This is a genomic window from Streptomyces sp. NPDC020747 (assembly GCF_044334695.1).
In the GTDB taxonomy this organism is placed as follows: Bacteria; Actinomycetota; Actinomycetes; order Streptomycetales; family Streptomycetaceae; genus Streptomyces.
The window spans coordinates 85,091-110,878 of record NZ_JBIRTJ010000024.1; the positions used below are offsets into that span (position 1 = coordinate 85,091).

Genomic DNA, 25,788 nt, shown 5'->3' on the forward strand with positions numbered 1-25,788 from the left:
ACAAAGGTGCCCGGATCTCGCCCATTGCGACCCCGTGCGCCCCCTGCGCCCCCGGAAGTCCCCATATAACTTCCTCCCCGGGAACTACGTTCCGCTACGATCCGTTTGGGGATATGCCAGCGTCTAGTGACGTCACGTCACGAGGCGTCTCGGCTGTACGAATTCCGTGCCGATGCCATCAGAGGCACAGGCGCCGTCACTGACGATCAGTGGCCCAAGGACACTTGCGCGGGTGAAATACGCGCCGAATGCACATGGGGTGGAAATGCGGAGTGACTTTGGTGATCTGATCGTCAACGAGGCGATCGTTCATTCGATTCCGAAGAAGAGGAAGAGCGACCTCACTCCGGCGAAGGTCCAGTTCAGCGAGACCGTCTGCAGCATGAACAGCACCGTGCGCGGCGAACTCCAGCTCAAGTTCAGAGACGTTCTCGTCAGCCTCGGGCGCGAGGTCGTCGTGGACAACGAGTTCAAGGCGCAGCTTCCCGGACAGGTGCGAGCCTTCCTCGAGGGCGAGTGTGATCTCGTGGAGGCCTCGAAGGAGATCGCTGAACTCCTGCTCGCCAGCCAGCCCCTCAACAGCTCCGACGGACTCCTCCTGGTAGCTGCCGTCACCCTCGACGGCCACAAGAGCCTGCTCATGGTCAAGCTCGAACCGGAGTCGGGCATGCAGGCGACCGAGATCATCACGGACACCGGCCTTCGCACCTTCGACGTCACCTACTTCGCCAACCTGCTGTTCACCGAAGCGTCCCGCGTCTACAAGATCGCTCTCTTCTCCGCCGCTGGCCTCAGCGAGGACGCCATGGAGGGCTGGGCCGCCGACAAGCAGATGACCGGTAAGCAGCTGGCGAAGTTCTTCAGGGAGGCATTCCTGGGCTGCCGGCTGAAGAACGAGCCGCGCCAGGTCACCCTGCGCTTCCACGACGCCGCGGTCGACTGGATCAACACCCGAATCTCGGACGCTGACACGCGCGTCTCCTACCTCATGGCAGTCCTGGTCGAACTGCAGAGTCCCACCCCGGTGCTCGACCCCGACGACTTCATTAAGTCGCGTCTCCAGGCGCCGCACCGGGAGAGCTTCGCCGAGTGCCTGCGGGACAATGAGGTCCCCGTACAGACCTTCGACAAGGACATCGAGCTCGTCGAGCCCAAGCTGCGCAAGATGCGCATGACGTTCGACAACGGCGTCTTTCTGATCGCCCCCATAGAGGCAGTGGAAAGCGACTCGCTCAAGATCGAGAATCTGAGCGACGGCAGGACGCGCCTGACCCTGACCGGTGTCATGACGGAGACCCGCAGCTTCGGCCAGGGCAAAGCGCGTCCCCGACCCGCCGATCCCACCGGCGCCCCGATCGAAAGCACCGTCCATGACAGCGCCCCTGAACGCTCATGAGGCCTACCGCCGCTACCGCCTGGAGCGGCCGGCCATCAAAGAGGCCACAGAGCTGACCGTCGCCTACATACGCCGCCGCGCCGCCCGCAAGCACCTCACCTGCACGGTCGACGGACGGGCCAAACAGGTAAGCAGCTTCATCAAGAAGGCCTACCACAAGGGTTACAAAGACCCGTGGGAGAAGATAACCGACAAGGCTGGCGTGCGAATAGTCGTCCCGTACTCCAGCCTGCTCGACGACGCCCTCGACCTGATCACCAGCAACTTCACCGTCATCCGTGTCGAGGACGACCGAAAGAAACCCGGTTTCGAAGACCGCCTCCAATACCCCCGCCTGCACGTTCAAATCCGTGCCCGCGGGGAAGAGATGGACCCGAACGGCTCGCCTTACCAGTGCGAGGTGCAGATCCGCACCGAAGCCGCCGACGTGTGGGCGCGCATGTCGCACTCGCTGATGTACAAGCCAGGGTCCACTACCGACATCCCATCCGATGTCAGACGCTCGCTGTACCGTTTGATCTCCCTGGTTGAGTTGTACGACTCAGAGGTCGAACGGGGGGTAAGAGCGTTGGCCGAGCACCCCGACTTCACCCGCAACAACCGCCTCCTCGCCGAGGCGGAACGCATCTACCAGACCTTCAGCAACCACCCCTACGACAGGGAGCTGTCGGAAGACGTCGTCGACGTCCTCGTCGACGCGATCGGAGAAGACCCCGGCTACGCCGACCGTCTGGTGGAGTTCGCCGAAGACAACCGCGCCACCATCGAGCGCGCCTACGAACAATACGGGCCCAGCAGCGAGCAGTTCCTCGAACACGGCCGCTACCTGCTCGTCAGCCAGCCCGAGAGCCTGATCATATTTGAGAGGCTGGCCAATGCCAGCTACGACCTGCAGGACACCTGGGAGGGCAACTTGGAGACCAGACTCCTGACGGACATGGCCAGAATCTGGGGAGTGCGCTGGTGAGTTCGGCACAGCCAGAGACGCCCGCCCTCGCCGCGGCCACCGCCATGTTCGTCGAAGTCCTCGTCGTGGGCATCGGCTTCGTCACCGGGCTTGCCCTGCTGGCAGTGGCAGCCGCAGGCCCCGAGACCGCAGCCAAAGCCGCACCCGTAGCCGGATCCACCCCCGCTGCGGGAGCGGGCCTCGCGGCGGCCTACGCCCTGGGTATCCTGGTCGACCGGGCCGCAGACAAAGTGCTCGCCCCCATCCGCCGACGCCTGCGCCAAGGGACCTTCCCCTCTGACAGCACCTATGCACAGGCCCGTCTCACCCTCGCCACCCTGCCCTCTCTGGTGGCCCTGGCCGACTACGCCCGCTCGAGGATGAGGATTTGCCGAGGCTGGATCATCAACACGGCTCTGCTGACCCTGGCTGGCGACCTCGTACTGCTGCGCTACGACATCGGGCACCGAGCCCAGCTTATGGCGGTGACTACCGTTGTCGGCCTGGCCCTAACGGCCGGCTTCTACCTTGCCTGGCACACCATCACGGCAACCGGATACACCAAGCTCGCCCAGCAGACCGCAGCGCTCACCACACCCCCAGCTGCTCTGCCCCAGCAGAACCAGACCGGGACCGTCACGCCCACGACTTCGGGCTGACCTGCTTTACTCACCTCCAAACGCAGGCGCCGCCACCCCCGGACGAACAGCGATCATGACTGCCAGCCCCGCCCCCCGCCATAGACGTCTCAGCCTCTTCCCGCACCAACAGGAAGGCCTGAACCGCACCGTCAAGCACCTGCGCCGCCTGGGCAGCCGTGCGCTGTACGTGTCCGCGACCGGCACGGGCAAGACGATGGTCGCCTCCCGCATCGCGGAGACCCTGGACGCGCGACTGGTCCTGTTCGTGGTGCCGACCCTGGACCTGGCCGCCCAGACGGCGCTGGCCTGGCGTGCTGACGCCCGCAACGAGCCGATCATGATCGTCTCGTCGATGGACGCCTCCGGCCACGACACTCTGGTAGCAGCCGGCGTCACCTCCACCTCGCGGTCCAGCACGCTGGCGCTGCTGATGTCAGCGGTCGCTGCCGAAGACGACGAGATCTCCGCAGCGACTGTCATCTGCACCTACGACTCCCTCGACAAGGTCGAGAACACCCAGCACACCGCCTTCGAGGTGCCGCCTTTCGACCTGGCGGTCATGGACGAGGCACACCGCATCGCAGGCCGCACAGACAAGAAGTGGGCCAAGGTCAACGACGCGCACCGCATCCGTGCGGACCGCCGTCTCTACATGACCGCCACACCACGCATTTTCGCCGCACCCGCCCTCGCCGAGTCCGCGGCCCGCCCCGGACGCCGCCACACTGAGAAGCCAGGACCGGACACGCTGGCCAACAGCATGGACAACGAAGCGGCCTACGGGAAGAAAGTCTTCGAATACCCGCTCGCGCAGGCGATCGCCGACGGCATGGCGGCCGACTACCGCATCGTGGTTCCCACAGTCACCGACGCAGAACTCAGAGACCGCCTCAACCTGAAGCCACCCGGCGATCAACGGGACGACAACTCAAGTACCGAGGAAGCACTGCGCACCACCGCCCTGCACCTGGCCGTCCTGCGCGCCATGCAACAGCACCAACTGCGCCGGATCCTCGTCTACTTCAACCTCGTCAGCGACGCCCAGCGCTTCACCAGCGAATTCGGCCACACCCTGCGCATGCTGCGCACGACCGCCCCCGACCTCTGCCCCACCGATAGCCCCCGCACACTCGTCGTCCACGGAGAGCACACCCCAGAGCAGCGCGCCGACATCTTCAGCCGCTTCACCTCGGCAGACACTGCCGTCCTGGCCAATGCCCGCCTGATTGCCGAAGGCATCGACATCCCCAGCGTCGACGCCGTCGTCTTCGCCGACCCCACCCGAAGCATCATCCGCTGCGTCCAAGCCCTCGGCCGCGCGCTGCGACGCGACATCTCCGGCAAGACCGCCAGCCTCATCGTCCCCGTCTACATCCCACCCCGGGCCGACCCCGAGAACATCCTCGGCACCCCCTACGAGCCCGTCTGGGCGATCACCACCGCTCTGGCCAGCCACGACCACCGCATTCTCGAACGGCTCCCAGACAAGACCAACCGCCTGTCCACCGAGACCAGCCAACTCATCCAACATCGTTGGCACTTCGACTTCACCATCCGTCCCGATCACATCGCACGCGCTCTCGACCTGGCCTCCTTCGACCCCCGCGACAACACCTCCCGCGCACGCCGCAAAGGGCTGGCGGCCGCCCAGGCCTTCCACGACGTCCACGGCCACCTGGACGTCCCAGCCGAGTACACGGACCCCTACGGCTACACCCTCGGCGCCTTCGTCACCACCATGCGCGACGCTGCGAAAGCTGGCCGCCTCGAGCCCGACTGGACCGCCGAACTCGATGCGCTGGGCATGATCTGGGACAAACACGAGGCGGCTTGGCGCGCCCGGCTCGTCGCGGCCGCCGAATACCTGAGCGTGCACGGCCACCTCGCCGCGCCCACCACCACCCCGACAGGAGCATGGCTCGCCGAGCAACGTCACCTCGCAGGCAAGGGTCAACTCGACACCGATCGAGCCAGCGCCCTTACCGCCCTCGCCTCGGACTGGAGCCTTCCTCACGGAGCGGACTGGCACCGCAAATACCATCTCCTACGCGCCCACCTCGTCAGGGGAGCCGATCCGGCTGACCTTTCCCGTGACACCGTTGTGGGCGGCGTCAAGATCGGCTCATGGCTGTATCGCCAGCTCGCCACCTGGCCAGCCCTGACTACCGGCCAACAGCAACTGATGACCATCCTCAGCCTGACCCCTGAGCGATGCCCCCTCGCCCAGCCCCGACGCAGCCGTCGCACCTTCGAGCAGACCACGCAGCTTCTGGAACTCTTCCTCCACCGCGAGGGACGTCCCCCGGCTGCCCGCGAGGATATCCGTGTGGACGGTGATGTCGTACGGATTGGAGCCTGGCTCGCCAAGGCCCGCAGCAAGCATCGCGCAGGACATCTTCCCCACGAGCACGTCCGCTTGATCGCGACCCTCTTCGACGGGGACTGGACCGACGAGAGCGCCACGCCCTCGGTGCGGGGGTAACATTCGGCCTCCTCGGGGAACGCGCCGGTCATGTCTGTGCCCTGCCGGGAGCGCAGCAGTACCCGCCGGTCGGCGTGCAGGGCGAGCTGGGCGCGTAGCCGTCCCACACTTCGGTTCGGCCGCCCATCCGCCGGGCAGGGCGGGGCTGTCCACGGGCACGGTCAGCATCGGTTCGGGCAGGGACCACGTCATGGCGTGATGCCTTCCACGCCGAGCACCCAGAGCGTAGTGGACAGTGCCCCGTCACCCGGCAGCCGGCCGACGCCCTCCGGATCTAGTCGAGGATGCTGAGGACGGTGTCCGGGCGGCAGTGGACGCACGCCGGGACCTCATGGCACAGGGCTTCGACCGCCTGCTGGCGGTTGATCGGACGGCACTGTTCGCCCCTCTCGGCAGCCCAGCAGTCGCTGGTATGCACGGCGTCGACGTACTTGCGGTTGAGTCTGTGCTGGAGCAGCCACTCAGGGGGAGGCGGCCGCATCTCTTCGCCCCGGCGCCGTTCCCTCTCGCGCCGTTCCTCCACCGCGATCCAGCCGTCGAGCTGGGTGAGGGCCGCCGTCGCCTGCTGCACCACCAAGCGGCTCATCGCATTGTCCACGCTGACAGGGCGCCTGCTCCAGCAGACCCACGGCGCCTTCGAGTGCCACCTTGCGCGGATCTCGATCACCGCTGGCGCCAGTACGCGTGCGTCTGTCGTACGTCGGCCTCGATCACATCCCGCAGTACTTCGCGGTCGTCTGCGGGCAGGTGGCCGCCGAGGAGATTCGCAGACAGCCGGTACGCCTCGGCCAGTTGCGGATCGCCGGCCGCGAGGACGCTGGAGAGCAGCGGTTCATCCCGCTCCGACGCCGCATCCACCAGAGCGACCAGGCGCTGCCGTTCCCGGTCCGTCATATCTGGCAGGGCGGTGCCCAACTGTCCTTTCAGGGCGGCCCAGGTGAGGGTCTGCTGGGCACGGGCCGCCCGCTTCAGGGAGCCGCGCACCGCTGCGGCCGCCGCGGCGAGGGTTTCGTCCGACAGGGCCGCGGCAGGGCGTGGCACGGGCCGTGAGACGGCCGTCTTGTCCACGGCGTACTTCTCCCTCAGCGCCCGGATCTGCCGCAGGAGTCTGCCGGTCAGGGCACCGCCAGCTGCGGTCACGGCGTCCTGGAGCTCCCGGAGTTTCTCCTCGCGGCGCCTGGGCGACATGTGCGTCTGCTGGTGCTCGGCCACAAGACGCTGGACCCTCAGCACGGCTTCCTGCTGCTGCCATCGCGCGCGTTCTTCTTCCGTGACGCGCTGGGGCCGCAGCGGCGCCCCTGCGCGCGGCTGGGCCGGAGCGAGCCGGCCGAGCGCCTGGCGTCGGCGGGCGGCAGTATCCGGCGCCGGCTGGTGATTCTTTTCCTGAAGGAAGACGCGAGCTTTGTGCAGCATCTGCAGTTCGGTGTCGCTGCCACCGTGCCGTGTCAGGGCGGTGGCCCGGTTGTAGTGCTCGCGCACATCCCAGGCACGCTTCTCCTCCACGGCGCGCTCCAGGTCCGCGAACACGCGCTGCTGGTAGCCCATATGGCCGTCCAGCCAGGTACGGGCTTCGGCGAGGGCTTGCTGCGCTTCCGTCCGCGCGTGCGGCTCCAGGGTCTCAAGGAAGGAGTCACTGCCTTCGCAGAGCCGGCGGACGTGCTCGACCGTGCCCGATCGCTGAGCCGATTCCAGTCCTCGGATCAGCCGCGTGACCGCTTCCGGCAGCGACTGCGTGCGCGGTGGCGGGTCTGTCGGCAGCTCCTTCAGGATCCGCTTGGCGGCCTCGGTGATGAGACCGTCCGCCGTCCATCCGCAATCCGCCAGCGGCACCCATTCCGTGGGACGGGCGAGGCTTTCGGTGCCGATCCAGACCTGGCGGTCCGTCCCCTCGCTCTGCAGGCGCACCCGGTACACGTACCGGCAGCGTGAGAGCGTTCCGGGCTCGAGCGGGACACCGGCCCCGAGGATGGGGATGCCGCCGCCCCAGGCCGGGCGGACTTCCCCGTCGAGGTGAACCCTGAACTGCCGTCCGTCGTCCAGGTCGACGTCCAGGGCCGAGCCGATCGGGTCCGGATAGGAGAACCGGGCCGCCCGCCCGTGATCCGCCAAGGACGTCTGCAACGCACCCTTCACGTACAGGTGGTCGGCGCTCGACTCACCGACACCACGGCGCCGGCACACCGCCTCGTTTCCGTGCTGCCCGGCGGGATAATGCTGGAAGTGGCACTGCCGGTCGACGTACAACTTGTCCGCCAGACGAGCCCCGCACCCCCCAAGCAGTAGGCCGCACCAGAAGGAGTCCCCACGGTGACGCCGCCGGAAAGCATCCAGCTCGATGGCCGCTATGGGCAGGACCACCGGCACGTCCGAATGCTCGTTGCCGATCACCGCCGTCTGTACAAGCCGTGAGTCACGCACCAGCGCCCTCCAATCCCCGCTCTCCACAGTAGATGTCCCGCCGGTTTCCGGCCGCCGAGCGCAGGGCGAGATGGGACACCGGCATGGCGCGGGCCTGGTGGGCGTGGGGCCGGCCCGAGCGGACCGCCCGCGCCCTGCTGGACGCATACCGAGCCAGCCCCGGCAGACTTGCGACCGGCCCGCGATCCGCAGCCCCGTCACCGAGCCGGCCGGACAGCATCCTCGGGGCAGCACCCGTCCTCCGCCTCACGGCCCGCCCACGGCTTCGTACGATGCCGCGCCTTCCCCGGCAGAACGCCCCGCCGGCCGCACGGCCACGGGCCCGCACCCGGCCGACCAGGGTCCCGACCCCATCCCCCCCCCGCGGCCCTCGGCAAGGGGGCACGCCCCAGGCCGGCCAGCGGTCGGCCCCGTGCTGCTCATGAACGGCTCCGGCCCCCGGCGACGTGATGTCACCGGGGGCCGGATCGTGGTAGCGGGGGCGGGATTTGAACCACGCGACCTCTGGGTTATGAGCCCAGCGAGCTACCGAGCTGCTCCACCCCGCGTCGATCTCACCAGCGTACGGGATACAGACGGGCCGGGCAGGGGATTTCGCGCTGTGGTGCGGTGCAGGGCCGGCCCCAGTCTGGCGTGGATCCGGCTGCGGCGGGCCATGCCGGTCTCGGTGAACTGCTCCGGCACGGCTCTGCTACCGGGTCGGTGGAAAAGGTGTGGCCGAGGTGTCGTACCCGGCGGATACGGTGCCGTACATGACTGCACACTCCCAGGGTCCGAACGGGCTGGTTCTTGTCCACGCTGCTGTTCAGAACCCGGCGGAGATGGCGGAGCCGGATCCGCAGGCGGCTGGAGATGAGCACCGCCGGTTCGCGGCCTCGGCCAAGTACGCGGACATCTCCTGGAGTGCGTCGGGAGCTGAGCCGCGCTGGCTCGGTATGGACACCAGCGCCTGTGCCGTGGCCATCAATCCGAGCCACTTCGCCAGCCGGGGTGCGGACGAGTTCGAGCGGTTCCTGTCCGGGGCGGCCTCGCGCGGCGAGCCCGCGCTGATCATCGCCACGATGGGCAACGCGGACGATGACGGTCCCTGGAACGTCTTCGATCGCTACGACGCCAGTGTGCACTTCCCCAAGTTCACCGGGGCGATCGCCGGGAAGCGCCTGCCCGTAGGGGCGGACATCTCTCTGGCTCCTGATCTGGACGCGGCCGACCGGGACCTGGGCCTGCGGCTGCGGCTGCGGAACCGTCCGGCCGACGCCCCATGGTGGGCCATGGCCCTGCGGCAGCCGAGCGCACCGCACATTCTGGGATCCGGCCACGCCCCTGCTCACCCGCCCACGCCTCCAGGCGAACTGGTGCCGATCCTGGTGGACAGCCTGGGCGAGCCGGTCGTCGCCCGCTGGACATCCGGCGACGGCGCACAGATCTGGTACCTGATCCCCGATTCGGTCGACTGGACCACCGTGGTCGACTGGATCGTCCAGCGGGCCCTGCCCGCGCACGTCCCGGCCGCGCTGCGCCGCGTCCGGTCTGTGCACAGCCTCGACGCCGACCTGGAGACGCCTGCAGAGACCCAAGCCCGCGTCGCCCTTGAGGAACTGGAGCGCCGCTACATCGAGGACAAGGCCCGCTTCCAGGCCGACCTGGAACGGGCGCTGCAGGAAGCCGAACCGGTACGGTCCGGGCTGCTGTACGGCACCGGCGACGAACTGGCCGACGCGGTCGCCATGGTGCTGCGCGCCGCCGGCTTCACCGTCACCGACCTGGATGGGGAACTGGGCGACACCAAGTCCGCTGACCTGCTTGCTGTGCTGGACCAGGAGAGGTGTCTGATCGAGGTCAAATCCGCCTCCGGCGCAGCACCGGAGAAACTGGTCTCTTACCTTCAGCGGCACCTTAAGACCTGGCCGCAGCTATGCCCCGGCCAGCCGGTCACCTGCTCCGCCTTGGTCGTCAACCATCAGCACCGGCTCGACCCCGCCCAGCGTCCCGCCGAGGTGTACCAGCGCAAGGAGTTCGTCGACGCGCTCACCTTCCCGGTGCTCGCCACCGGCCAGCTCTTCGACTGGTGGAGGAACAAGGACTGGCCGACCGTGCGGGCGGCTGTACTCGGCCATCCCCAACCGGGCCATACGAGCAAGCCATCCACGGCACAGAACGCGCCGGAATCTCCTCGGCCGCGCAGGCCTTGGTTCCACTGAGGCGACTCGCTCCACGGTGCACCCCCGCCCGCCCCAGCCGTCGCCCCGCAGCGCGGCGAGCTGTGGCGTAACTCCCGAGGGCCCCGGAAGGGCTGCCCCGCGAGGTTTTTCCCGTCCCCGCCCGGCCGGTGTGACCAGATAGAGGCGCTGGCTTCCCACCCCCCCGGGGAGCCGACGTGAAAGGAGTCCGACCGTGAGCAGATCCCGACGGCCCGGGCCGGGTGCCGAACGCCGCATCCTGCTGTGGCTGGTGGTGTCTGCCGCCGCCGTGCTGGGCGCCCAGAGCCAGCAGTGGGCCAGCGCCGTCACCACGGCGACCGCCGTCTACGCCATCGCCGGCCCGGACCGCAGGAGCCGACTGTGACCCGCACCCCGCCCACCACTGTGGAACTCGCCCTGATCGCCGAGGTCAGCTGCTGCGGACTGACCGCCACCCACCACCAGTTCGAACGCTGGCGCGCCAAGCGCTGGCTGGCCCCGGCCGACCAGTGGACCGACCCCGCAACCGGCGCGCTGCGCTACGACATCGTCCACCGGGCCGCATGGCTCGCCGCCCTCTCCAGGCCAGGCCGCGCCATGAGCTGGATCGGCTGGACGTTCTGGGCGATCGACGACACCGAACAGAGCGCCGCCCTGCTGCGCCAGGCCCTGATCCGGACCGTCCAACTGCCCCTGCGCCAGGCGGGGATCACCCTGGCCCAGATCCCGCAGGGTGACAGCGACACCGCCTTCGAAGCCCGCCAGGACCTCGCCGAGCGGCTGCTGCAGGGGCGGCGCGCCATCGGACGGGACCTGGACGGCCTCCTGCGCGAGCACGCCGCCACCGCAGGCATCGCCCTGCCCGAACCCGGCACGGTGTCCAACCCCTTCGACGCCACGCTGATCCGTGTCGGCGTCCGCCTGCTGACCGGCGGCATGGCCGACGTCAGTCCCGAAGAACTCACCGATGCCTGGCGCAGCGTGTGGACCGGCCCGCCCGAGCAGCTCGACCGGATCACCGCCGCCCACCTCGCCGCCGACGAAACAGGAACCGATCTGCGCGCCCTCTCCCCACTGGCGCACGGGCTGCCCGGCCTGGTCCGCGCCTTCGAGCAAGCAGACGCACACCTGCTGTGCGAGGCGGTCCACGCCTGCACCAAGGCCTCCTCCACGCTGATGAAGCTGCTCATGGAACGCGCCGACGCCGAGATGCTTGCAGAGCTGATGACCGATCCGATGTGGGAGCAATGGGTCCGTGCCGGAGGCATCGCCCCCGCCAGCCGGCTGGGGGAAGCCGCGATCACCATGAGCACCGTGCAGTACCTCCTCGTCCCCGACTGGGCCGAAGACCTCTACCGCTACCAGGACCTCATGGACCGCCTGCTGGCCGCACCCACCGCGCCGACCCCGGACGGCTGCCCGGTGTGACGCCTTCCTCCCTCGCCTCACGTCCGTCGGCGCGGGAGGGCAGGTCCCCGCAGCCGATCGGCAAGACGCGCCTTCGAGCAGCGATGAGCACCGACGTGCCGGACACCGACCTCCGAGGCGGCCCGAAAGACACAGCAAGGATGCGAAATGGGGCAGGAAGACCATGCACGTGACGTCACGCCCCTGCTGCTCGTGTACCCCGCACGCTCCGCCACGCCTCAGGGCGGCAGCACCAGGCGGCCCCATGACCGCAATGCCGATACGGCGGGCCTGCCGCATCGGTTACCGGGGCTCGGGGAAGCCCGGCAGCTCCAGAGGCACGGGAGTCGCCTCGGGTCCGGTGACGGAGCGCTGGAGCAGCAGCCGGAACCGCTGTCCGTCGGCGGGCCGTACGGTGACCTCGGCTCCGTCGCCGCGCCCGGCTCCGAGAGCTGCCAGGGCCTTGCCGCCGCTGCCCGGCTCGGCGGTGGCCCGGGGGTGGAAGACGAGCACCGGGCCCAGCTCCAGGCGCCGTCCGGCGAACGGGACGGTGAATGCGCCGCACGGCAGCCGTACGGGATGCGGCTCGCCGCTGAGCAGAGCACGCACGACGGGGGAGTCGCGGCCGTTGAGAGTGATACGCGCCCGCGGCAGGAAGGGAGAGACCACGCAGTGCCCGTCAACGAGGAGACGCGCGATGCGCAGGAAGATCCGTTCTTCCGGTGTGCACTCGTCGGGCAGGGCGAAGTACTGCTCGCAGTGACGCTGCACCACCTTCAGGTCCTCGAGATAGAGCTGTAGCTGTGCGGCCTCCCGGCGCACCGCCTCGGGCGAGGGCGGCACCTCGCCGCCTCCGACAGCACCTGCGCCCGTACGGACTTCGAAGGCACCGCCGACCGCGATACGCCGGTGGATGCGCAGCACCCGCAGGGCAGCAGCCGGCTCCAGCCTCTCCAGCGAGAACGTGAACTTCAAGGACGCCGCGACCTGGGGGTTGTCGGGCTGAAGCAACTGCAGTCGGCCGCCCGCCAGTTCCACACGCACGGACCGGCCCGTGCTGCCGCGCCCCAGGTGCTTCAGAGTGCCGGGGTAGGACGCGGTGACCCGCTCGCCGTCCAGAAACACGAGTTCCGCGTCCATCCCGGTCGGCGGGGTTGCCTGCGCCGGACGCCACCGCACCTCGACGTCCTGATGCTCCCGGGCCAGGAACCAAGGCCCGGTGACCGTCATCTTCTGAACCGCCCCGCGCGGCAGCACCACCTTCTCGTCCAGCCCGTACCCCAGGCTGCGCCGCACCGCCTCAGCCTGCTCCGGCGCCAGGGGCCCGATCCCGGTCAGCGTGATCACGATGGGAGAGACCTCGTGGGCCCGAGGGTGCTTGCCGCGCAGCATGTGTACCACCATGTCGCCCTCCCGAGCGAAGTCCACGGTCCAGTGGTCGTCCAGCCTGTCGACCTGCCCGCCCAGCGCCGTCACCCGGGCGCTCACATCGCCGATGCCCTCCATCAGCAGGGCACGTTCCTGCCCGTACACCCTCGCCGCCTCCAACAGTTGGTCCCGGGTGAACGACGCCTCCACGTCCGCGTGCACCGACAGCAGATCATCCAGCTTCGCCCGGTCCCACACCTCCACCTGCACCGCCTGCCCGGCCCCCAGCGAGAGCACGAACTCCCGCTCCGCGGCCGTCAGCACGCAGGGCACCACCAGCACCCACTCCTGCGGCCCCTGCCGCATGGCCCGGGCGAACGACTCCCTGATCGACTTGCGCCGCCCCTTGAACGATCCGGTCGGAAACCCGTCCAGGTAGTACTTCAGCTGGAAGACCCGCACCCGAGAACCAACGATGACCTTGATGTCGATTCCGTCGTCCCCGCCCCGCCCGTTGACCACCTCGACTCGCGCTGAGGCCTCGTACACACGGTGCACCACGGCCTCGACGATTCGGTCGAACCCCGGCTGTCCGACGCGCTCCCACTCAACAGCCACAACCGCCCCCTGACGCGCAAGACAGCACTGGGTCGATGATTCCACCCGGCACTGACAAACCGGGCCCGCCGCTTTCCGCTGATCCGTCACCGCCGAGCAGCGCGCCCGGCCGCGGTGCGCAGCCGGGCCACAGGGAGTGTCATGAATCAGGTGTGTGCTTCCCCGAAGGAGTCACCTGATGAGTACGACGACGGATCACCTGATCGAGGCCGCTGACGGTGTGTCGCTTGGCGTGGCCGGTGAGGGCGTCGAGGGTGCCGACGTGAAGTCGATGCCGGTATCCGCGAACGGTCTGTCCAGCGAGCTGCTGGAGGAGCTGGCCGCGCTGGCGGCCGAGAAGGTGCGCCTGGGAGGGCTGCGGCTGATGGGCGAGGGCGGGCTGCTGCCCGAGTTGGCCCAGCATCTGATGCAGGCCGCCCTGGAGGCCGAGATGGATGTGCACCTCGCGGCCGAGGCCGGGCGGGCCGGCGGCCGTGGTTCGCGCTCGGGCGGCAACATGCGCAACGGCTACCGGGCCAAGAAAGTCATGACGGAGGTCGGCACGGTGACCGTGCAGGTCCCACGGGACCGCCTGGGCACCTTCAGCCCGCGGCTGCTGCCCAAGTACGCCCGCCGGACGGGTGCTGCGCTGGACGAGATGGTGCTGTCGCTGACCGCGAAGGGACTCACCTCCGGCGAGATCGTCGCTCATCTCGCCGAGGCGTACGGGATGACGACCACGAAGGAGACCGTCTCCACGATTACCGACAAGGCCCTGGAGTCGATGGCGGAATGGCGCACCCGCCCGCTCGACGCGGTCTACCCGGTGGTCTTCATCGACGCGATCCACGTCCGTATCCGCGACGGGCACGTCGCCAACCGGCCCGTCTATGTGGCCATCGCGGTCACCGCCGACGGCCACCGGGAGATCCTCGGGCTGTGGGCCGGCGACGGCGGCGAGGGCGCCAAGTACTGGCAGACCGTCCTGACCGAGATCAAGAACAGGGGCGTCCGTGATGTGCTGATGCTGGTCTGCGACGGCCTCTCCGCCCTGCCCGACGCGGTGAACACCGTCTGGCCGCAGACCGTGGTGCAGACCTGCATCGTGCACCTCATCCGCGGCAGCCTGCGCTACGCGTCCCGCCGTGACTGGGCCGAGGTCGCCCGCGACCTCAAGCCCGTATACACGGCCGTCAACGAGGAGCAGGCCCGGCAGCGACTGGCCGACTTCGATGACACGTGGGGCAAGAAGTACCCGTCGATCACCGGGATCTGGGAACGGTCCTGGAGCGAATTCGTCCCCTTCCTCGGCCTCCCGGACGCCATCCGCCAGGTCGTCTACACCACCAACGCCATCGAGTCGCTGAACGCCCGCTACCGACGCGCGGCCCAAGCCTGCGGACACTTCCCCAACGAGACCGCCGCCCTCAAGCGCCTCTACCTGACCACCCTCGCTCTCGACCCCACCGGACGCGGCCGCCAGCGCTGGAACAACCGCTGGAAGAGCGCGCTGAACGAGTTCGACCTCCTCTTCGACGGCCGCCTTACCGCCGGACGGGTGTAGACCAATCAGCCCACCGAAGAACCTGTAGGCCAATCAGACGAATCACACCTCACTCCTGATAGACCCGGGCCACACGCAAGAGCCGCGGTCTCCGGCAGGATGTGCCTCGGGGGCGCCGGAATCACGGCCGAGCCCGCCCTGCACATTGGGGCGGTCAACCATCAGGGGAGGGAGCGCAGATGGATGTGGGCTCGGTACTCGGCAACATGGGCCGGGTGGCGGCCGGCGTCGGCCGGTTCCTGTGGGAGGTGATGACCGCGCCGACCACGGGCACGGAAGATGACGCCCGGGACGAGATCGGCAGGCTTGCGCAGAAAATCGAGGACGAGGTACCGGAGGAACTGCAGGACCGGGCGTGGGGTCTGGTCCTGACGGCGCTGTACGACGTGCCCCGGGAGATCGAGCAACTGGTGCAGGAACACCAGGGACCGGACGACGAGGAGCCGCCGGCTCCCTGACGGGCATGAGCACATGACGCCTGGCCACCGCGCTCTTCGACGGCGGCTGGACGGCTGAGTACACCGCGCTGATGTCAGTGCCCCGCCGTAGAGTGCCGGACGCGGCCTGTATCGGCCTCGACTCACAGCTGTAAACCACCGCACGGGCCCCGTACCGCCGCCCGGTAAGCCTGACAGAGAGCAGATCCCGCCGTGTTCCAGGAGACCCCCATCTTCAGCCGCCTTGTCGACGAGCGCGGCGACATCCCCGCCCAGGTACGGGGCGAAGCCGAACGCATACGCCGTGACCTGGACCAGGTACTGCACCGGTCGCCCGGGCTCTACCCGAGCGCACCGCCGAACCTCCCCGGTCCGAAAGCTCCTTCCGCCGGCCTGTAAGGCGGAAGGAACCGGCCGCTGCCGGGCCCTTCGGCCGAATCCGGACGCGGCCCCCGCCGATCAAACAACAGACGTCGTCTCAAGGCCCACCGCGCCGCTTCAACCACGCGTCCAGCACCTCGCCCGGCGCACGCCGCAGATACGGTCACAGCCGGTTGGCGAGGAGTTCGAGACCACCGGCGGCGGTCCGCATCTGCGGGAGGCGATGCTCGAACGCTGGACAAGAGCTGAGTACACCCTCGCCTCCTTCCTGGACGACCGGGTCGGCGGCACCGGTTCGAAGAAGGCGGTCAACGCGCTGCGCGCCGCGCTGGAGGAAGGCAAGTTCGTGGAGTACCACGAAGTGCTCTACGCCAACCAGCCCGAGGAGAGCATCGACGGCTACACGGACACCTACCTGCTTCGACTGGCCGGCAAGGTGGAGGGCCTGCGCGGCCCGGAGTTCGACGCGGCGGTGAGATCCATGAAGTACCGCGGCTTCGTTACCGCCTCCCAGAACGCCTACGAGAAGGCCGGGGGAGCCAAAGAACCCGAAGGCCCAGGTACACCCACGGCCGAGATCAACGACAAGCGGATCCCGCTGCAGTACAACGCCCTCCTCCTGGAGAGCGACACCTTCGCCGAACTGCTGCAGAAGATCCACGACCAGCCCGGAGAGTGGGAGGACACCACTCTGTAAACCACCGGGCCCTGCGCCGCCAGCTCAAGCGGCTCGGCAAGGAAGAACGGCGCTGCCGCGGCCCTTGGTTGGCCGTGGAATCCCGTGTCGAGTGCCATGCCACTACAACGAACCGCACCGTCCGGTGCCGGGTGGTCAGCAGGATTGATCCAGCGTCACGCAGCGGCGAGAGGCCCTTGGGATGGGCAGTGTCACCGGCCCCGCGACAGGAGCCACCGGTCCCCGCCCTGAGCCGCGCAGCAACAGGGAATGAGGATCCACCGGCCGGGACTCGACCGACAGGGGTGGCACCGTGCCGCCCTCGTCGGTCCCTCACCGCAGCGAGAGCTGGAATCTCACGGGATCGGCCGAGGCAGCTCCCGTAAGGCTTGCTGACGTCACGTCCCAGTACCGGGGTTGGCGAACGGAGGCGGATACGCCGAGGCCTCGTTGAGCTGCTCCAGGATGGCGCGCAGATCGTCGTGGCGGATCTTGGGGTGAGCCGGGGCGGGGCCGGGTGGGCGCTGCGCGGGAACGGCGGACAGGCTCGGTGCCCGGACTTTCAACGGAGCATCGGCGAGCTGCAGTCGGGCGGGCCAGGACATGGAGGGCAGCCGGTAGACGGCGTCCTGGCACCAGGCGGCCGCACCGGCGTTGGCCTTGGCCGCGATCTTGCGGGTCAGGCCGTCCCGCGCGATAGTGCGCGCGGGACGTGGAGATCAACAGACACCTCGGCGACAGCGGGGCGAAGACCTCGATCGTGTCGGACAGAAGCGGGGGAGTGATACAGAACGTGCCGTCCCTGCGGCGCAAGGCCACTCCGCCGTCGGCGAGAACCAGCAACGGCTCCTTTGATCGCAGCAGCACCAGGCGCCGGCCCGGGCTCGCAAGGAGGTCGCGCGTGCGCTGGAAAGCGCGGATCGAGGCGCGCAGCGCCGCACGCGGATCACTGACGACGCAAGGGTCGGGAGCCGTCCGTACGGCAGTCCAGAACACCTCCATCCGCTCCTCCTCAGACAACGGCCGCCCCAGTCGCTCCTCGCAGTGGCCGACCGCCTCCACCGCCCATGCCGCCGGGAACACATGCCGGCCGACCTGCGCATCGAAGGACCGGAACACCTGGGTACGCACCACCTGCCAGGCCAGCGCGTCCAGCATCACCGCCTGCCGCGCCTCCTCCAGCGGCCACCGCCCCTCGCGGGCGGCACGCAGAACCGGCGCGGACGGACCGTCGACGTGGCGGTCCAAGTAGGTCTCCAGCGCCACCCGCCGCGCACCCTCGGCGAGCGGATCGGTGTTGAAGTGCCGCGCCACCGCCGCCCGCCGCACGGGGGTGCGATACTCCGCTCCACCGCGCCGCCGCCCCAGGACGTGCCCGTCCTCGGCGAAGGCCCGCAGCCAGTACTGCGGCACCAGGTGGTGCTCCTTGGCCGTGTTCGCACCCATCCCCGGCCTCTACACCCCCGCCGTACCGGCGGGCTCGGACCCCATGTGCGCGGCTGCGGCATCGCGCCAGGGATAGCTGTCCCATCCGGCGTCCAGGACCGCGTTGCGGGCATGCGCGTGCCCCAACAGGGCCTCGCGCAGGGCGTAGGTGGAGCGCTCGGAGTCGGCGGCCCGCTCCAACAGGAGCCGGCCGACGGGAGCGTCGTCGATGGTGACCATGTTCTCCAGCTCGCTGATGCTGCACACCGTGACCGGCACTGTGGTGGCCGGCAACTGCGGCCGCTGCAGCGGCGCGTTGACGATGTGGAACGGTTCCATCGTGACGATCAGTCCGTGCACAGGTCGGTCTGTGGGCACATCGGCGAACTCCTTCTGCCCGCTCGCGATCAGAGAGGCGGTGTTGTCGATCTGCCCGTAAGCGCGGCCGAGCATTCGGTTCACCTCCTTGACCCGCTGGCCGGTGGCCAGCCGCAGATGCCGGGTGGGCCGCACCGACTTCACCTCCACCAGCAGCACCAACTCGTCGGTGACGACGATCCAGTCGACACTGCGCGCCCGGTTGCGTCCGTAGACGATCTCGGGCCGGACCACCGCGTCGGACAGCAACCGCAGCTGGCGGCCGATGTAGGCCTCGAACAGGTCGCCGAGGTCCTGGGCGAAGGCGTCCCCGTAGCGAGCGACACCGGTGTAGTAGATGCCCAGCGGGCTGGCCTTGGCCGGGATCAAGTGGCTGACGGGGGCGAGGAGACCCGGACCGTAGCCCCTCACGAAGGGGGTACCGCGCAGCGGGTTGTACTCGAAGCGGCGCAGGAGCGGATCAGTGGTCATACAGGCCCGGGTGTTGTCCTCCCGGAAGGTGTTCGCGTCGGTCACGAAATGCTGCTCGGTCACCGAGATGATCGTCGCGGCCGGGATCTCTGCACAGATCCGGTGCGCACCTGCTTCCCGCAGCGAGTCCGGGTCGAACCGGCCGACGCGACTGATCGCCGACGCCCACAGCAGCTGCGCGATCCCGACGTACTGAGACAGGCTCGCACCCAGCAGCTCCCCCTCCCAACCAGAACGCAGGCACCGTGCCTCACGTGTCCCCGCCGTCTGCGTGAGCATGGCCGCGGCCCGCGCCAGCTCCTGGAAGACCGGCTCCTGAAACGTCATCTGCTCCCCGGAGGTGCGCAGCAGAAACCGGCCCAGAGCGTCCTCATCGCTGTCATGGTCGTAGAGGTAGTGGTCCTCCAACTGCGAGTACATGTCCAAGATCTTCAGCAGATCCGCATCGCCGACGTCCTTGCGGTACTCATTTCCGCACGCCAGCGAGACCCGGGCGGCATCAGCCAGCGCCCACGGCGTGTACTTGCGGTACGGGCTCTCAAGCCACGACGACTCCAGCGAATACGCCGCCGAGGCGCGCGCGATCAGCGGCAGCAGGGCACTCGGCCGGTGCCTGCGTACCCGCGCCACATAGTCCCGGTCCCTGGTCGCCCCACTGCCTCGTGCCCGCATCATGGGCTCAAGGATCGCGCCCCCGACCGTACGCTGTCCTGCCCATTACCGTCCGGCCGCCTGACCCGTCCAGACGGATCCCGCTGCCCGGCGTCGGCCATGGAGCCGTACGGTCCGCCGGCTTCGGACGATGCTGTGGCCGCGGGCCTGCTCGCACCCGGCGACGCTCGGTGATCGCTCCACACACGTTGAGCCAGAGCCCGAGTTTTGTCAGCACCGAGGTACTTGCCAGGACAGCATCGGGGTGTTCCCGGTGAACGGTCCTGGTCATGCCGCAGATGTCGAAGGTCGAGCTGTACGCGGCGATCCGGCGAGACCACCGGGCCGGCATGACGATGCGGGAGCTGGAGCGCAAGTACAACGTCGCCTGGCGGACGGTGCGCAAGGCCCTGGACTCGGCCTGGCCGGAGCCGCGCAAGCCGCTGCCGCCGCGCCCGTCGGCACTGGATCCCTACAAGGCGATGATCGACGGGATCCTGCGGGCGGACCTGGAAGCGCCGCAGCGGCACACGGTCACCCGGGCCCGGGCCGAGGAACCGGCCAAAGCCGGCTGACCCGCGCACGTCCCACCAGCCGGGGTCGGGGACTGACCATCCCTTCGGGCCCCGGCCCTCTCAAGATCCGTCCCATATTCCCAGACGCTTGAGCCGACGCTGCCGGAGCCGCTCTGAGGCGGCCGTGAGACCGAAGACAAGCCCCATGAGCAGCCCGAACATCACAGCAAACAGGGGATCATCCGGTTCCTCCTCACGCGACAGCAACACGAGGAAGAGGGTGAAGGGCACAGCGACGCAGAGGCCGGTGCCGATCGGGTGTCGGGCCACCCATTTCTGGATCCGCGTCGGACGCCGCTGACCACCCTGGGTCCGGTCCAAAGCCCAGAACCCATCCGCCAGAGACCGCCGCCAGTTCGCCACGGCAGAAGGATATGGCAGCCGATCGGCCGCCCCGGCAGAGAGCTCACCCCCGGGCAACGGCCTGCTGGCCACCAAGCTCAGGCAGCGACGTCATTTCTCGTGAACATCCATGAGCCTCGAGATCGCTAGCTGCCGCCCAAACAGGCAGACAAACGCTGCTGCTTGAAGCTTGAAGTGAACGAAGCCAGGGAGCCGACGGCGTCCACACCATCGCTCTGGTCATCGACGAGGACCAGCACCGGCCCCTGCCCGAGTACTACCGCATCATGCTGCGCCGGCTGCAGGACCGCTACGACGCGCGTGCCCAGGCCCGCTGACGGGCGGGCGGGAGGCCTGCCCGCCGGTCACGGTGCCCGCACGATCGGCCGATCTTCCACAGGGCGGTCATCAACGCTCTTCGCGAAGTCGACGACTGAACACTGAGGTGCGGCCGCACCCGACGCCGGCCTCGCCCGCGCTGCGGCCGCCGGGAGCCACCCACCGCAGGGGTGGACGGACGCATGAGAGATCAGGCACCACCCGTTTCCTTCAACCCGGCACGCCGTACCGTCGTCGGCACTGTCCTGGGTGGTCGTCGGCCACTGGGCCGCCGCCCCCGCCCGGGCGCACGGCCCCGATGCCACTGGTCACGCAGGACCACTCCAGGCCCGCCGGGCAACTGGCTGAAGTGGAACCCGCGGCGTGCATCCTTACTGGCCAACGCTTTCGTCGACCTCGTCGAAGACGCTTTGCAGGGCTTCGACAGCACGGTGATGTCCGGCTGCCGAGAGCTCGCTGGCCACTCCCTGGACGATGAATGCCTCGCCCGCGTCGATCACTGTGCGCGCGAGAGCCGTTCCGAGGCCGAGCGTGTCTGGCCGTTGCAGCCGATGCCACAGCAGGAACCGCAGTGGCCCCACAGAACGGCCGCGGTCCCGGGCGGTGAAAGCGAGCTTGTCGGCCTTGGCGTGCTCCCCCTGCTCCTCGGCCCGCATCATGGGAGCACTGGTCTCGCCCGCCTCCGCATACAGGCGGCGGGCCCCCTCGATGTCCCCTTCCTCGAGATGCAACTCGATCAGCTCCTGGTAGCAGTCCACGAGCCCGGCGTCGATCGCCTTGCGGAAGTAGATCTTGGCCTGCGTGAGATTGCCTGCCCGCTTATAGCGGTAGGCCAGCCGGGAGTAGGCGTAGATGTCCCCGCTCTCCGCGGGCCGTGCGATTCGTTCGGTCCACTCGGCGGCCTCGTCGAACAGCCCGTCCTCGGCGAGCAGGAACACGAGTTCCTGCATGGCGTCGTCGTCACCGGCCTCGGCACCGCGCCGGAACCACCGCTCGGCCTCCGTCCGCCGGCCGAACTGCAGGTGATGGAGCCCGACGTGTACGAAGGCATCTGGGTGGCCCTGATCTGCCAGCTCACGCCAGACGGCCGCGGCCCGCTCGTGCTCCCCAAGCTCGTCAAGGTGGTGTGCTTCCTGGCGCGGGTAGAAGTAGGCGAGGATGGCATTGCGCTGGAGTTGACCGGACGCTCGCTGCTCACTGATCGTGGCCAGAGCGCTCTCCGCACGTGCCCTGTCAGCCTCCTGTCCCAGCACGTAGGAGGAGCCGCGGTCGTACAGACCGAACAGGTCCGTACCGTCTGAGACCGAGGCGGACAGGCGTACCCGCCCTCGCTCATACGCGGACGTGGCCAGGGCCCGGCGGTCCTCGTCGGTGTAGGCATGCTGCAGGGCGGCTGCCCAGAACGGCGCGGGCGGGCAGCCGTGGCGGAGTTCGTAGCGGCCCATTTCGAAGAGATAGCCGGACAGCCGGTAGAGCGGCTGGACGGGTGGGGGAGTGCCGGGCCTGTGCCGGATTGGGCTCAGGGGGCCGGGGACGCCCCGGCACGGGACGGAAAGGTACTCCAGGGCGCTCTCGAACCACCCATCGTGAGCCTGTTCATCCCACACGTGATCAGGGGCGAGAGCAGCCGCAGTGGCTTCCAGTCCAGGCAGGGGCAGCATCGGGCCGTGGCCGAGGCGGCGCAACTGCATCGCGGCGATGACGAGATACCGGTAGATCGGGGTGGCGTGCTCCAGGCGCTCCAGGAGTGCCGGCACGCCCGCCAGGTACTGGGTAAGCCGCCCGGCTTCAGCGCGGGCGAACGCCTCGGCGACACGCGGGTCGGCCCGTGCCGCCTCCTCAAGCGCCGCGGGATCACAGACGAACCGATCCGGGATCCGCGCGCAGCCCCGACTCCGGTGAGCAGCGCCCGGGTCTGGGGGTAACCATCGTGGAGCGAGGGAGGGGCGGTGAGGCGGGCCCAGTCCGCTGGCTGGGCGGTCGCGAGCACGAGGACGGGACCGTGTTCGCGCGTGCGCAGCAGTTCACGCAAGCCGGCGGCAACCCGCTCGCCGACGGCCGGATCGCTGGTCAGCAGATAGTGATGGATCTCGTCGAGCCAGAGCACAGTGTGCCCCCCGACCTCTGGCAGCTCCGCGAGCACTGCATCGGTGTGGCTTGGTGCGATCGGATGCCGCAAGCGCCACTTGTCCGGCAGAAGTCGGAGCACCTCCCAGCAGGCGCGGGTCTTTCCGGTGGAAGAACCACCGATCAAGGTCACCAACGCGCTGCGCCCGTCCACGGCGCCGAGAACCGCCTCACGCAGCAGCGCATCGTGTTGGCGCTCCACGTACACCGGCAGCACCGGCAAAGTGCTGGAGCCGTCACCGCCGGAGACGTCGATCGCCCGCTGGACCCCCAGATCGAATGGATCACGGAGCTCGCGCACCAGCCATCCCCCGAGCCGGGCGACTTCTTCGGTACGAGGGACGGATGCCGGTGCCTCGGGCCGACGCTGCGCAGGCTCCTCCCACTGGCTGGTGATGATCTCGTCGAGGAGGCGGCAGGCTTCGGTGTACCGCCGCTCGAAGTCATCTTGGGTCAGGCCAGCTGCCTTACAGGTGATGCGCAGGAACTGACGAGTGAAGGCCTTGGGGGGACGAGGGAAAGCCTCGGCTTTGAGGAGGCGGTCGATGGTCGACTTCTTGTAACTCATACCGCTGATCGGATACCGAAGGGACTTGCCTGCGGCAGCGTCCTCCTCTTGCTTTCTCGCCTCCTCGGCGAAGCGCTCGGCGATGGCACGTGCTCCGAGTCCGGCTTCGGCCGCCTGCCACGCGAGAAAGCGGGCGTACCGCTCCCGCGGCGTTCCGCCTTCGCCTCCCTGCGCCTGAACGACCGTCATCCCCGCCCCGTCCCTGTGCAGTTCGTCCCAGGACCGCCCGCAGTGTCCCACAACAGAAGAATCCGCACTGCGATCACCCAGTCCTCTGGGACCTCCCCCTCATGTTGCCGCACCGTCCCGCCGTGTCCCGGCCTGTCCCAGCAAGTCCCAAGCGTAGTTGGGGACACGACGACGTCAGCTCATGGTCTGTCTCGCCCCGCCGGGCCGATTCAAGCGCCTGGCCTGACGAGAGCAGAGAACAACACCGTGTCCAGCTGTTTCCCTTTCCCTCCTGCGGCCGCCGAGGTATCCGCCTCCACCGAACTGGGCCAGGCTGCGGAATCCCTGCTGATGGCCGCGATGCCCGAATTCCTCGGAGCGCTCGGCGCCGGGCTGGTGATCGCCATCGTCACCACCGCCTGGCGGCGGTTGCGCCAACACACCTCTCCGCCCGACGAGACGGACAGCGCCGAATAGGCCTGAGGCGACCACGACCCGGAAGGTTGCACAGCTGGCGGCAGTCCAGGGCATGTGCGACTGGGAAGGCCGCTGGGACCGGTGGGCGCCACGGAACGTGATCAAGGACGGGCTGCGCACCCTTACCGGGCACACCGCCACGATCGTCGCCCGGCGCTGCGCGCCCAGCCGCACGGCACCTGGTACCTGCTGGAGGAGGCGGTCCGCTTCGCGCGTATCGCCGCCGACCTCGCTGTCCGCCCGGCCGCCTGACACTGCCCACGGGCCTGCTGCCCCGCGCCCCACCCGGCACGGGGCAGCAACCCGACCACCGCGGGACCGGTGCCGGTGGCCCCGGCTCGGCCGGTGTATTCGCAGGTCGCTCCAGATTCGTCGGTGCCCCGACGACGTACGAACGCGCTCGACGGGTGCTTCTCGGAGGGGCGCGGCAGCAACAAGGTCGGCCCGCGCGGTGAAACGCTGTCACGCGGCATGGGTCAGGCGGCAGTCCGGTCGCGCTGTTGCCAGGAGATCCGGGCGACGGCGAGCGCTCTCGAGGCTGCGTCGCGTACCAGTGTGACGGCCGCCTGGGAGCAGGTAGTCCAGGGCGCGCTGGGTGGCCGGCCGCTGATACAACGTTCCACTCGGCGACAGCCCGCTGCGACGCTCGTAGGATGCCTGAATGCCCAAGCCGTTACGGATGAGCCGCCGCACGTGGGTTACGGCGTGGGTGGTGCTGTGCGTGGCCGGTATCGCTGCCACCGCCGCGCTGAACGCCTTTCCGGAGCCTGACCCGCAGCCCGAGAAGCCCGTCAGCGCCGAGTGCGCCGAGTACATCGCGGACATCGAGGCGCAGTTGGCCAAGGCCAAGGTGGAAAGCAACGACGACGGCGTGCTGGCCTTCTCGCGAACCCGGGTCGGCGCGGACGACTGCCATGATGCACTTCTCGACCACTTCAGCGGCGACCGGTGAGCCGCCGTACAGGGCTCGCCACGATAGCGGGGCTGATCTGCGCCGCTTCCGTGGCGATCATCGCCATGAGCGCCACGACGGATGACCCCCGACCACCGAAACCGCATCCGAACCCGGACCGCTGCCGGCCTCACCACCGTGCTCCTCACCCTCCTCATCGCCAGCGCCCTCCACCACCCCGGCCACCTGAGCAGCCTCTTGCTCATCCTCACGGCCGCACTCGGCGCGACCACCGCCACCCGCACAGCGGCCCGCCACACCCTCAACCTCCTGCTGCGCCTCGTACCCTGCCCACACACCCCGAAGCTGACGACACGAGCGGCAGAAACAACCTGGATGTCTGTGCAGCGAAGCGGAACTGACATCACGACACCTGCCCGGCACCTCGCAGCGCAACGACCGTGATCTCCAAGCCGGGAGGCACCAGCCCCGAATCCGGATCCACCAAAATTTTCACTCGAAGGAAACGGCCGCCCCACCTCGCTACCCGATCTCTGTAGCCAGCCGCCCGCGAACGCGGGCCGGGTCCGGGAGCGCAGCGAACGGACCCTCAAGGCTTCTTCCAGGAGCGCAGCGACGGAAGAAGCCGCCGGCTCGTAGCGTAAGCGGAGAGCCGGAAGGACACCCACCCAACCTTCGGATACAGTAAAAGTTCTGACGGAAGGAAACACAGGCTCGAAGCGCAGCGCAGAGCCAACTCCTCGCAACGCGAGGAGTTTCACTCCGTCACCCGCGCGCAGCGCGGGGCTTCGCTTCAACTCCCGTGCGCAGCACGGGAGTTCCCTGGGAGCTTGCGGAGCAAGCTCTTACCCGCTCCGCGGG

General features: G+C 68.8%; 23 protein-coding genes and 1 tRNA gene. 15 read left to right on the forward strand and 9 right to left on the reverse strand.

Going from position 1 to position 25,788, the window contains the following annotated elements:
• Window positions 1–265 precede the first annotated feature (265 nt).
• The 4 genes from ACH4YP_RS43665 to ACH4YP_RS43680 are packed head-to-tail and all read left to right on the forward strand — an operon-like array spanning window position 266 to window position 5,465.
• The gene (locus ACH4YP_RS43665; protein WP_398496862.1) at window positions 266–1,396 is read left to right on the forward strand and encodes a nucleoid-associated protein; all 1,131 of its coding nucleotides are present in this window, start codon (window positions 266–268) and stop codon (window positions 1,394–1,396) included.
• Window positions 1,371–2,363 (forward strand): hypothetical protein, encoded by a 993-nt coding sequence (locus ACH4YP_RS43670; RefSeq protein WP_398496864.1) that lies wholly within the window; start codon window positions 1,371–1,373, stop codon window positions 2,361–2,363. The genes ACH4YP_RS43665 and ACH4YP_RS43670 overlap by 26 nt, the downstream gene beginning before the upstream one ends.
• Complete coding sequence (locus tag ACH4YP_RS43675) at window positions 2,360–3,001, forward strand: hypothetical protein (protein WP_398496866.1); 642 nt, start codon at window positions 2,360–2,362, stop codon at window positions 2,999–3,001. Before ACH4YP_RS43670 ends, ACH4YP_RS43675 begins: the two co-directional genes overlap by 4 nt.
• Window positions 3,002–3,056: 55 nt before the next feature.
• Window positions 3,057–5,465, forward strand: coding sequence for a Helicase associated domain protein (locus ACH4YP_RS43680; RefSeq protein WP_398496868.1), 2,409 nt, complete (start codon window positions 3,057–3,059; stop codon window positions 5,463–5,465).
• 274 nt (window positions 5,466–5,739) lie between these two features.
• On the opposite strand, the gene ACH4YP_RS43685 is transcribed toward ACH4YP_RS43680, so the two are convergent.
• The 3 genes from ACH4YP_RS43685 to ACH4YP_RS43695 all read right to left on the reverse strand — a co-directional run bounded on the left by ACH4YP_RS43685 (window position 5,740) and on the right by ACH4YP_RS43695 (window position 8,431).
• Window positions 5,740–6,051 (reverse strand): DUF6233 domain-containing protein, encoded by a 312-nt coding sequence (locus tag ACH4YP_RS43685; RefSeq protein WP_398496870.1) that lies wholly within the window; start codon window positions 6,049–6,051, stop codon window positions 5,740–5,742.
• Window positions 6,052–6,128: 77 nt separating this feature from the next.
• Window positions 6,129–7,883: a hypothetical protein gene (locus tag ACH4YP_RS43690; RefSeq protein ID WP_398496871.1), complete on the reverse strand. Its 1,755-nt coding sequence runs from the start codon at window positions 7,881–7,883 to the stop codon at window positions 6,129–6,131.
• A gap of 470 nt (window positions 7,884–8,353) precedes the next feature.
• Window positions 8,354–8,431, reverse strand: a tRNA-Met gene (locus ACH4YP_RS43695).
• 204 nt (window positions 8,432–8,635) lie between these two features.
• On the opposite strand from ACH4YP_RS43695, the gene ACH4YP_RS43700 reads away from it, so the two are divergent.
• The 3 genes from ACH4YP_RS43700 (at window position 8,636) to ACH4YP_RS43710 (ending at window position 11,491) form a co-directional block, all read left to right on the forward strand.
• A complete protein-coding gene (locus ACH4YP_RS43700; RefSeq protein WP_398496873.1) occupies window positions 8,636–10,084 on the forward strand; it encodes a hypothetical protein in 1,449 nt (482 codons plus the stop codon).
• A 193-nt stretch (window positions 10,085–10,277) separates the two neighbouring features.
• Window positions 10,278–10,448 carry a hypothetical protein gene (locus tag ACH4YP_RS43705; protein WP_398496875.1) on the forward strand — a complete coding sequence of 57 codons (171 nt, stop codon included), beginning with the start codon at window positions 10,278–10,280 and terminating at the stop codon, window positions 10,446–10,448.
• Window positions 10,445–11,491 carry a hypothetical protein gene (locus tag ACH4YP_RS43710; RefSeq protein WP_398496877.1) on the forward strand — a complete coding sequence of 349 codons (1,047 nt, stop codon included), beginning with the start codon at window positions 10,445–10,447 and terminating at the stop codon, window positions 11,489–11,491. Before ACH4YP_RS43705 ends, ACH4YP_RS43710 begins: the two co-directional genes overlap by 4 nt.
• A 282-nt stretch (window positions 11,492–11,773) precedes the next feature.
• On the opposite strand, the gene ACH4YP_RS43715 is transcribed toward ACH4YP_RS43710, so the two are convergent.
• On the reverse strand, window positions 11,774–13,456 hold the full coding sequence (locus ACH4YP_RS43715; RefSeq protein WP_398496878.1) for a hypothetical protein: 1,683 nt from the start codon (window positions 13,454–13,456) through the stop codon (window positions 11,774–11,776).
• 202 nt (window positions 13,457–13,658) lie between these two features.
• Here ACH4YP_RS43715 and ACH4YP_RS43720 point away from each other — a divergent pair, with 202 nt between their 5' ends.
• The 4 genes from ACH4YP_RS43720 to ACH4YP_RS43735 all read left to right on the forward strand — a co-directional run bounded on the left by ACH4YP_RS43720 (window position 13,659) and on the right by ACH4YP_RS43735 (window position 16,514).
• Complete coding sequence (locus ACH4YP_RS43720) at window positions 13,659–14,999, forward strand: IS256 family transposase (RefSeq protein ID WP_398496904.1); 1,341 nt, start codon at window positions 13,659–13,661, stop codon at window positions 14,997–14,999.
• A gap of 179 nt (window positions 15,000–15,178) precedes the next feature.
• Window positions 15,179–15,457 carry a hypothetical protein gene (locus tag ACH4YP_RS43725; protein WP_398496880.1) on the forward strand — a complete coding sequence of 93 codons (279 nt, stop codon included), beginning with the start codon at window positions 15,179–15,181 and terminating at the stop codon, window positions 15,455–15,457.
• 192 nt (window positions 15,458–15,649) lie between these two features.
• The gene (locus tag ACH4YP_RS43730; RefSeq protein WP_398496881.1) at window positions 15,650–15,835 is read left to right on the forward strand and encodes a hypothetical protein; all 186 of its coding nucleotides are present in this window, start codon (window positions 15,650–15,652) and stop codon (window positions 15,833–15,835) included.
• 205 nt (window positions 15,836–16,040) lie between these two features.
• On the forward strand, window positions 16,041–16,514 hold the full coding sequence (locus ACH4YP_RS43735) for a DsbA family protein (RefSeq protein WP_398496883.1): 474 nt from the start codon (window positions 16,041–16,043) through the stop codon (window positions 16,512–16,514).
• A 312-nt stretch (window positions 16,515–16,826) separates the two neighbouring features.
• On the opposite strand, the gene ACH4YP_RS43740 is transcribed toward ACH4YP_RS43735, so the two are convergent.
• Both ACH4YP_RS43740 and ACH4YP_RS43745 read right to left on the reverse strand, forming a co-directional pair.
• Window positions 16,827–17,939 carry a DUF4238 domain-containing protein gene (locus ACH4YP_RS43740; protein WP_398496885.1) on the reverse strand — a complete coding sequence of 371 codons (1,113 nt, stop codon included), beginning with the start codon at window positions 17,937–17,939 and terminating at the stop codon, window positions 16,827–16,829.
• Window positions 17,940–17,948: 9 nt separating this feature from the next.
• Window positions 17,949–19,442 carry a hypothetical protein gene (locus ACH4YP_RS43745; protein ID WP_398496886.1) on the reverse strand — a complete coding sequence of 498 codons (1,494 nt, stop codon included), beginning with the start codon at window positions 19,440–19,442 and terminating at the stop codon, window positions 17,949–17,951.
• Window positions 19,443–19,708: 266 nt separating this feature from the next.
• Between ACH4YP_RS43745 and ACH4YP_RS43750 the strand changes: the two genes are divergently transcribed.
• Complete coding sequence (locus ACH4YP_RS43750; protein ID WP_398496887.1) at window positions 19,709–19,993, forward strand: hypothetical protein; 285 nt, start codon at window positions 19,709–19,711, stop codon at window positions 19,991–19,993.
• Window positions 19,994–20,053: 60 nt separating this feature from the next.
• On the opposite strand, the gene ACH4YP_RS43755 is transcribed toward ACH4YP_RS43750, so the two are convergent.
• The 3 genes from ACH4YP_RS43755 to ACH4YP_RS43765 all read right to left on the reverse strand — a co-directional run bounded on the left by ACH4YP_RS43755 (window position 20,054) and on the right by ACH4YP_RS43765 (window position 23,558).
• Window positions 20,054–20,356: a DUF6404 family protein gene (locus tag ACH4YP_RS43755; protein ID WP_398496888.1), complete on the reverse strand. Its 303-nt coding sequence runs from the start codon at window positions 20,354–20,356 to the stop codon at window positions 20,054–20,056.
• 689 nt (window positions 20,357–21,045) lie between these two features.
• Window positions 21,046–22,119: a hypothetical protein gene (locus ACH4YP_RS43760; protein WP_398496889.1), complete on the reverse strand. Its 1,074-nt coding sequence runs from the start codon at window positions 22,117–22,119 to the stop codon at window positions 21,046–21,048.
• A gap of 74 nt (window positions 22,120–22,193) precedes the next feature.
• The gene (locus tag ACH4YP_RS43765; RefSeq protein WP_398496890.1) at window positions 22,194–23,558 is read right to left on the reverse strand and encodes a hypothetical protein; all 1,365 of its coding nucleotides are present in this window, start codon (window positions 23,556–23,558) and stop codon (window positions 22,194–22,196) included.
• Window positions 23,559–23,804: 246 nt separating this feature from the next.
• On the opposite strand from ACH4YP_RS43765, the gene ACH4YP_RS43770 reads away from it, so the two are divergent.
• The 3 genes from ACH4YP_RS43770 to ACH4YP_RS43780 all read left to right on the forward strand — a co-directional run bounded on the left by ACH4YP_RS43770 (window position 23,805) and on the right by ACH4YP_RS43780 (window position 24,966).
• Window positions 23,805–24,014, forward strand: coding sequence for a hypothetical protein (locus tag ACH4YP_RS43770; protein ID WP_398496891.1), 210 nt, complete (start codon window positions 23,805–23,807; stop codon window positions 24,012–24,014).
• Between the two features lie 81 nt (window positions 24,015–24,095).
• Window positions 24,096–24,266, forward strand: a complete 171-nt coding sequence (locus ACH4YP_RS43775) for a hypothetical protein (RefSeq protein WP_398496893.1) — start codon at window positions 24,096–24,098, stop codon at window positions 24,264–24,266.
• A gap of 409 nt (window positions 24,267–24,675) precedes the next feature.
• Window positions 24,676–24,966: a hypothetical protein gene (locus tag ACH4YP_RS43780; RefSeq protein ID WP_398496895.1), complete on the forward strand. Its 291-nt coding sequence runs from the start codon at window positions 24,676–24,678 to the stop codon at window positions 24,964–24,966.
• Window positions 24,967–25,788 lie beyond the last annotated feature (822 nt).

Bases quoted from the DNA above. Each gene is read 5' to 3' on its own strand.
- ACH4YP_RS43780 (WP_398496895.1), top strand. From the start codon at position 24,676: ATGCCCAAGCCGTTACGGATGAGCCGCCGCACGTGGGTTACGGCGTGG.
- ACH4YP_RS43725 (WP_398496880.1), top strand. From the start codon at position 15,179: ATGGATGTGGGCTCGGTACTCGGCAACATGGGCCGGGTGGCGGCCGGC.
- ACH4YP_RS43765 (WP_398496890.1), bottom strand. From the start codon at position 23,558: ATGACGGTCGTTCAGGCGCAGGGAGGCGAAGGCGGAACGCCGCGGGAG.
- ACH4YP_RS43665 (WP_398496862.1), top strand. From the start codon at position 266: ATGCGGAGTGACTTTGGTGATCTGATCGTCAACGAGGCGATCGTTCAT.
- ACH4YP_RS43760 (WP_398496889.1), bottom strand. From the start codon at position 22,119: ATGGGCCGCTACGAACTCCGCCACGGCTGCCCGCCCGCGCCGTTCTGG.
- ACH4YP_RS43750 (WP_398496887.1), top strand. From the start codon at position 19,709: ATGCCGCAGATGTCGAAGGTCGAGCTGTACGCGGCGATCCGGCGAGAC.
- ACH4YP_RS43740 (WP_398496885.1), bottom strand. From the start codon at position 17,939: ATGGGTGCGAACACGGCCAAGGAGCACCACCTGGTGCCGCAGTACTGG.
- ACH4YP_RS43700 (WP_398496873.1), top strand. From the start codon at position 8,636: ATGACTGCACACTCCCAGGGTCCGAACGGGCTGGTTCTTGTCCACGCT.
- ACH4YP_RS43670 (WP_398496864.1), top strand. From the start codon at position 1,371: ATGACAGCGCCCCTGAACGCTCATGAGGCCTACCGCCGCTACCGCCTG.
- ACH4YP_RS43680 (WP_398496868.1), top strand. From the start codon at position 3,057: ATGACTGCCAGCCCCGCCCCCCGCCATAGACGTCTCAGCCTCTTCCCG.
- ACH4YP_RS43735 (WP_398496883.1), top strand. From the start codon at position 16,041: ATGCTCGAACGCTGGACAAGAGCTGAGTACACCCTCGCCTCCTTCCTG.
- ACH4YP_RS43685 (WP_398496870.1), bottom strand. From the start codon at position 6,051: ATGAGCCGCTTGGTGGTGCAGCAGGCGACGGCGGCCCTCACCCAGCTC.
- ACH4YP_RS43745 (WP_398496886.1), bottom strand. From the start codon at position 19,442: ATGATGCGGGCACGAGGCAGTGGGGCGACCAGGGACCGGGACTATGTG.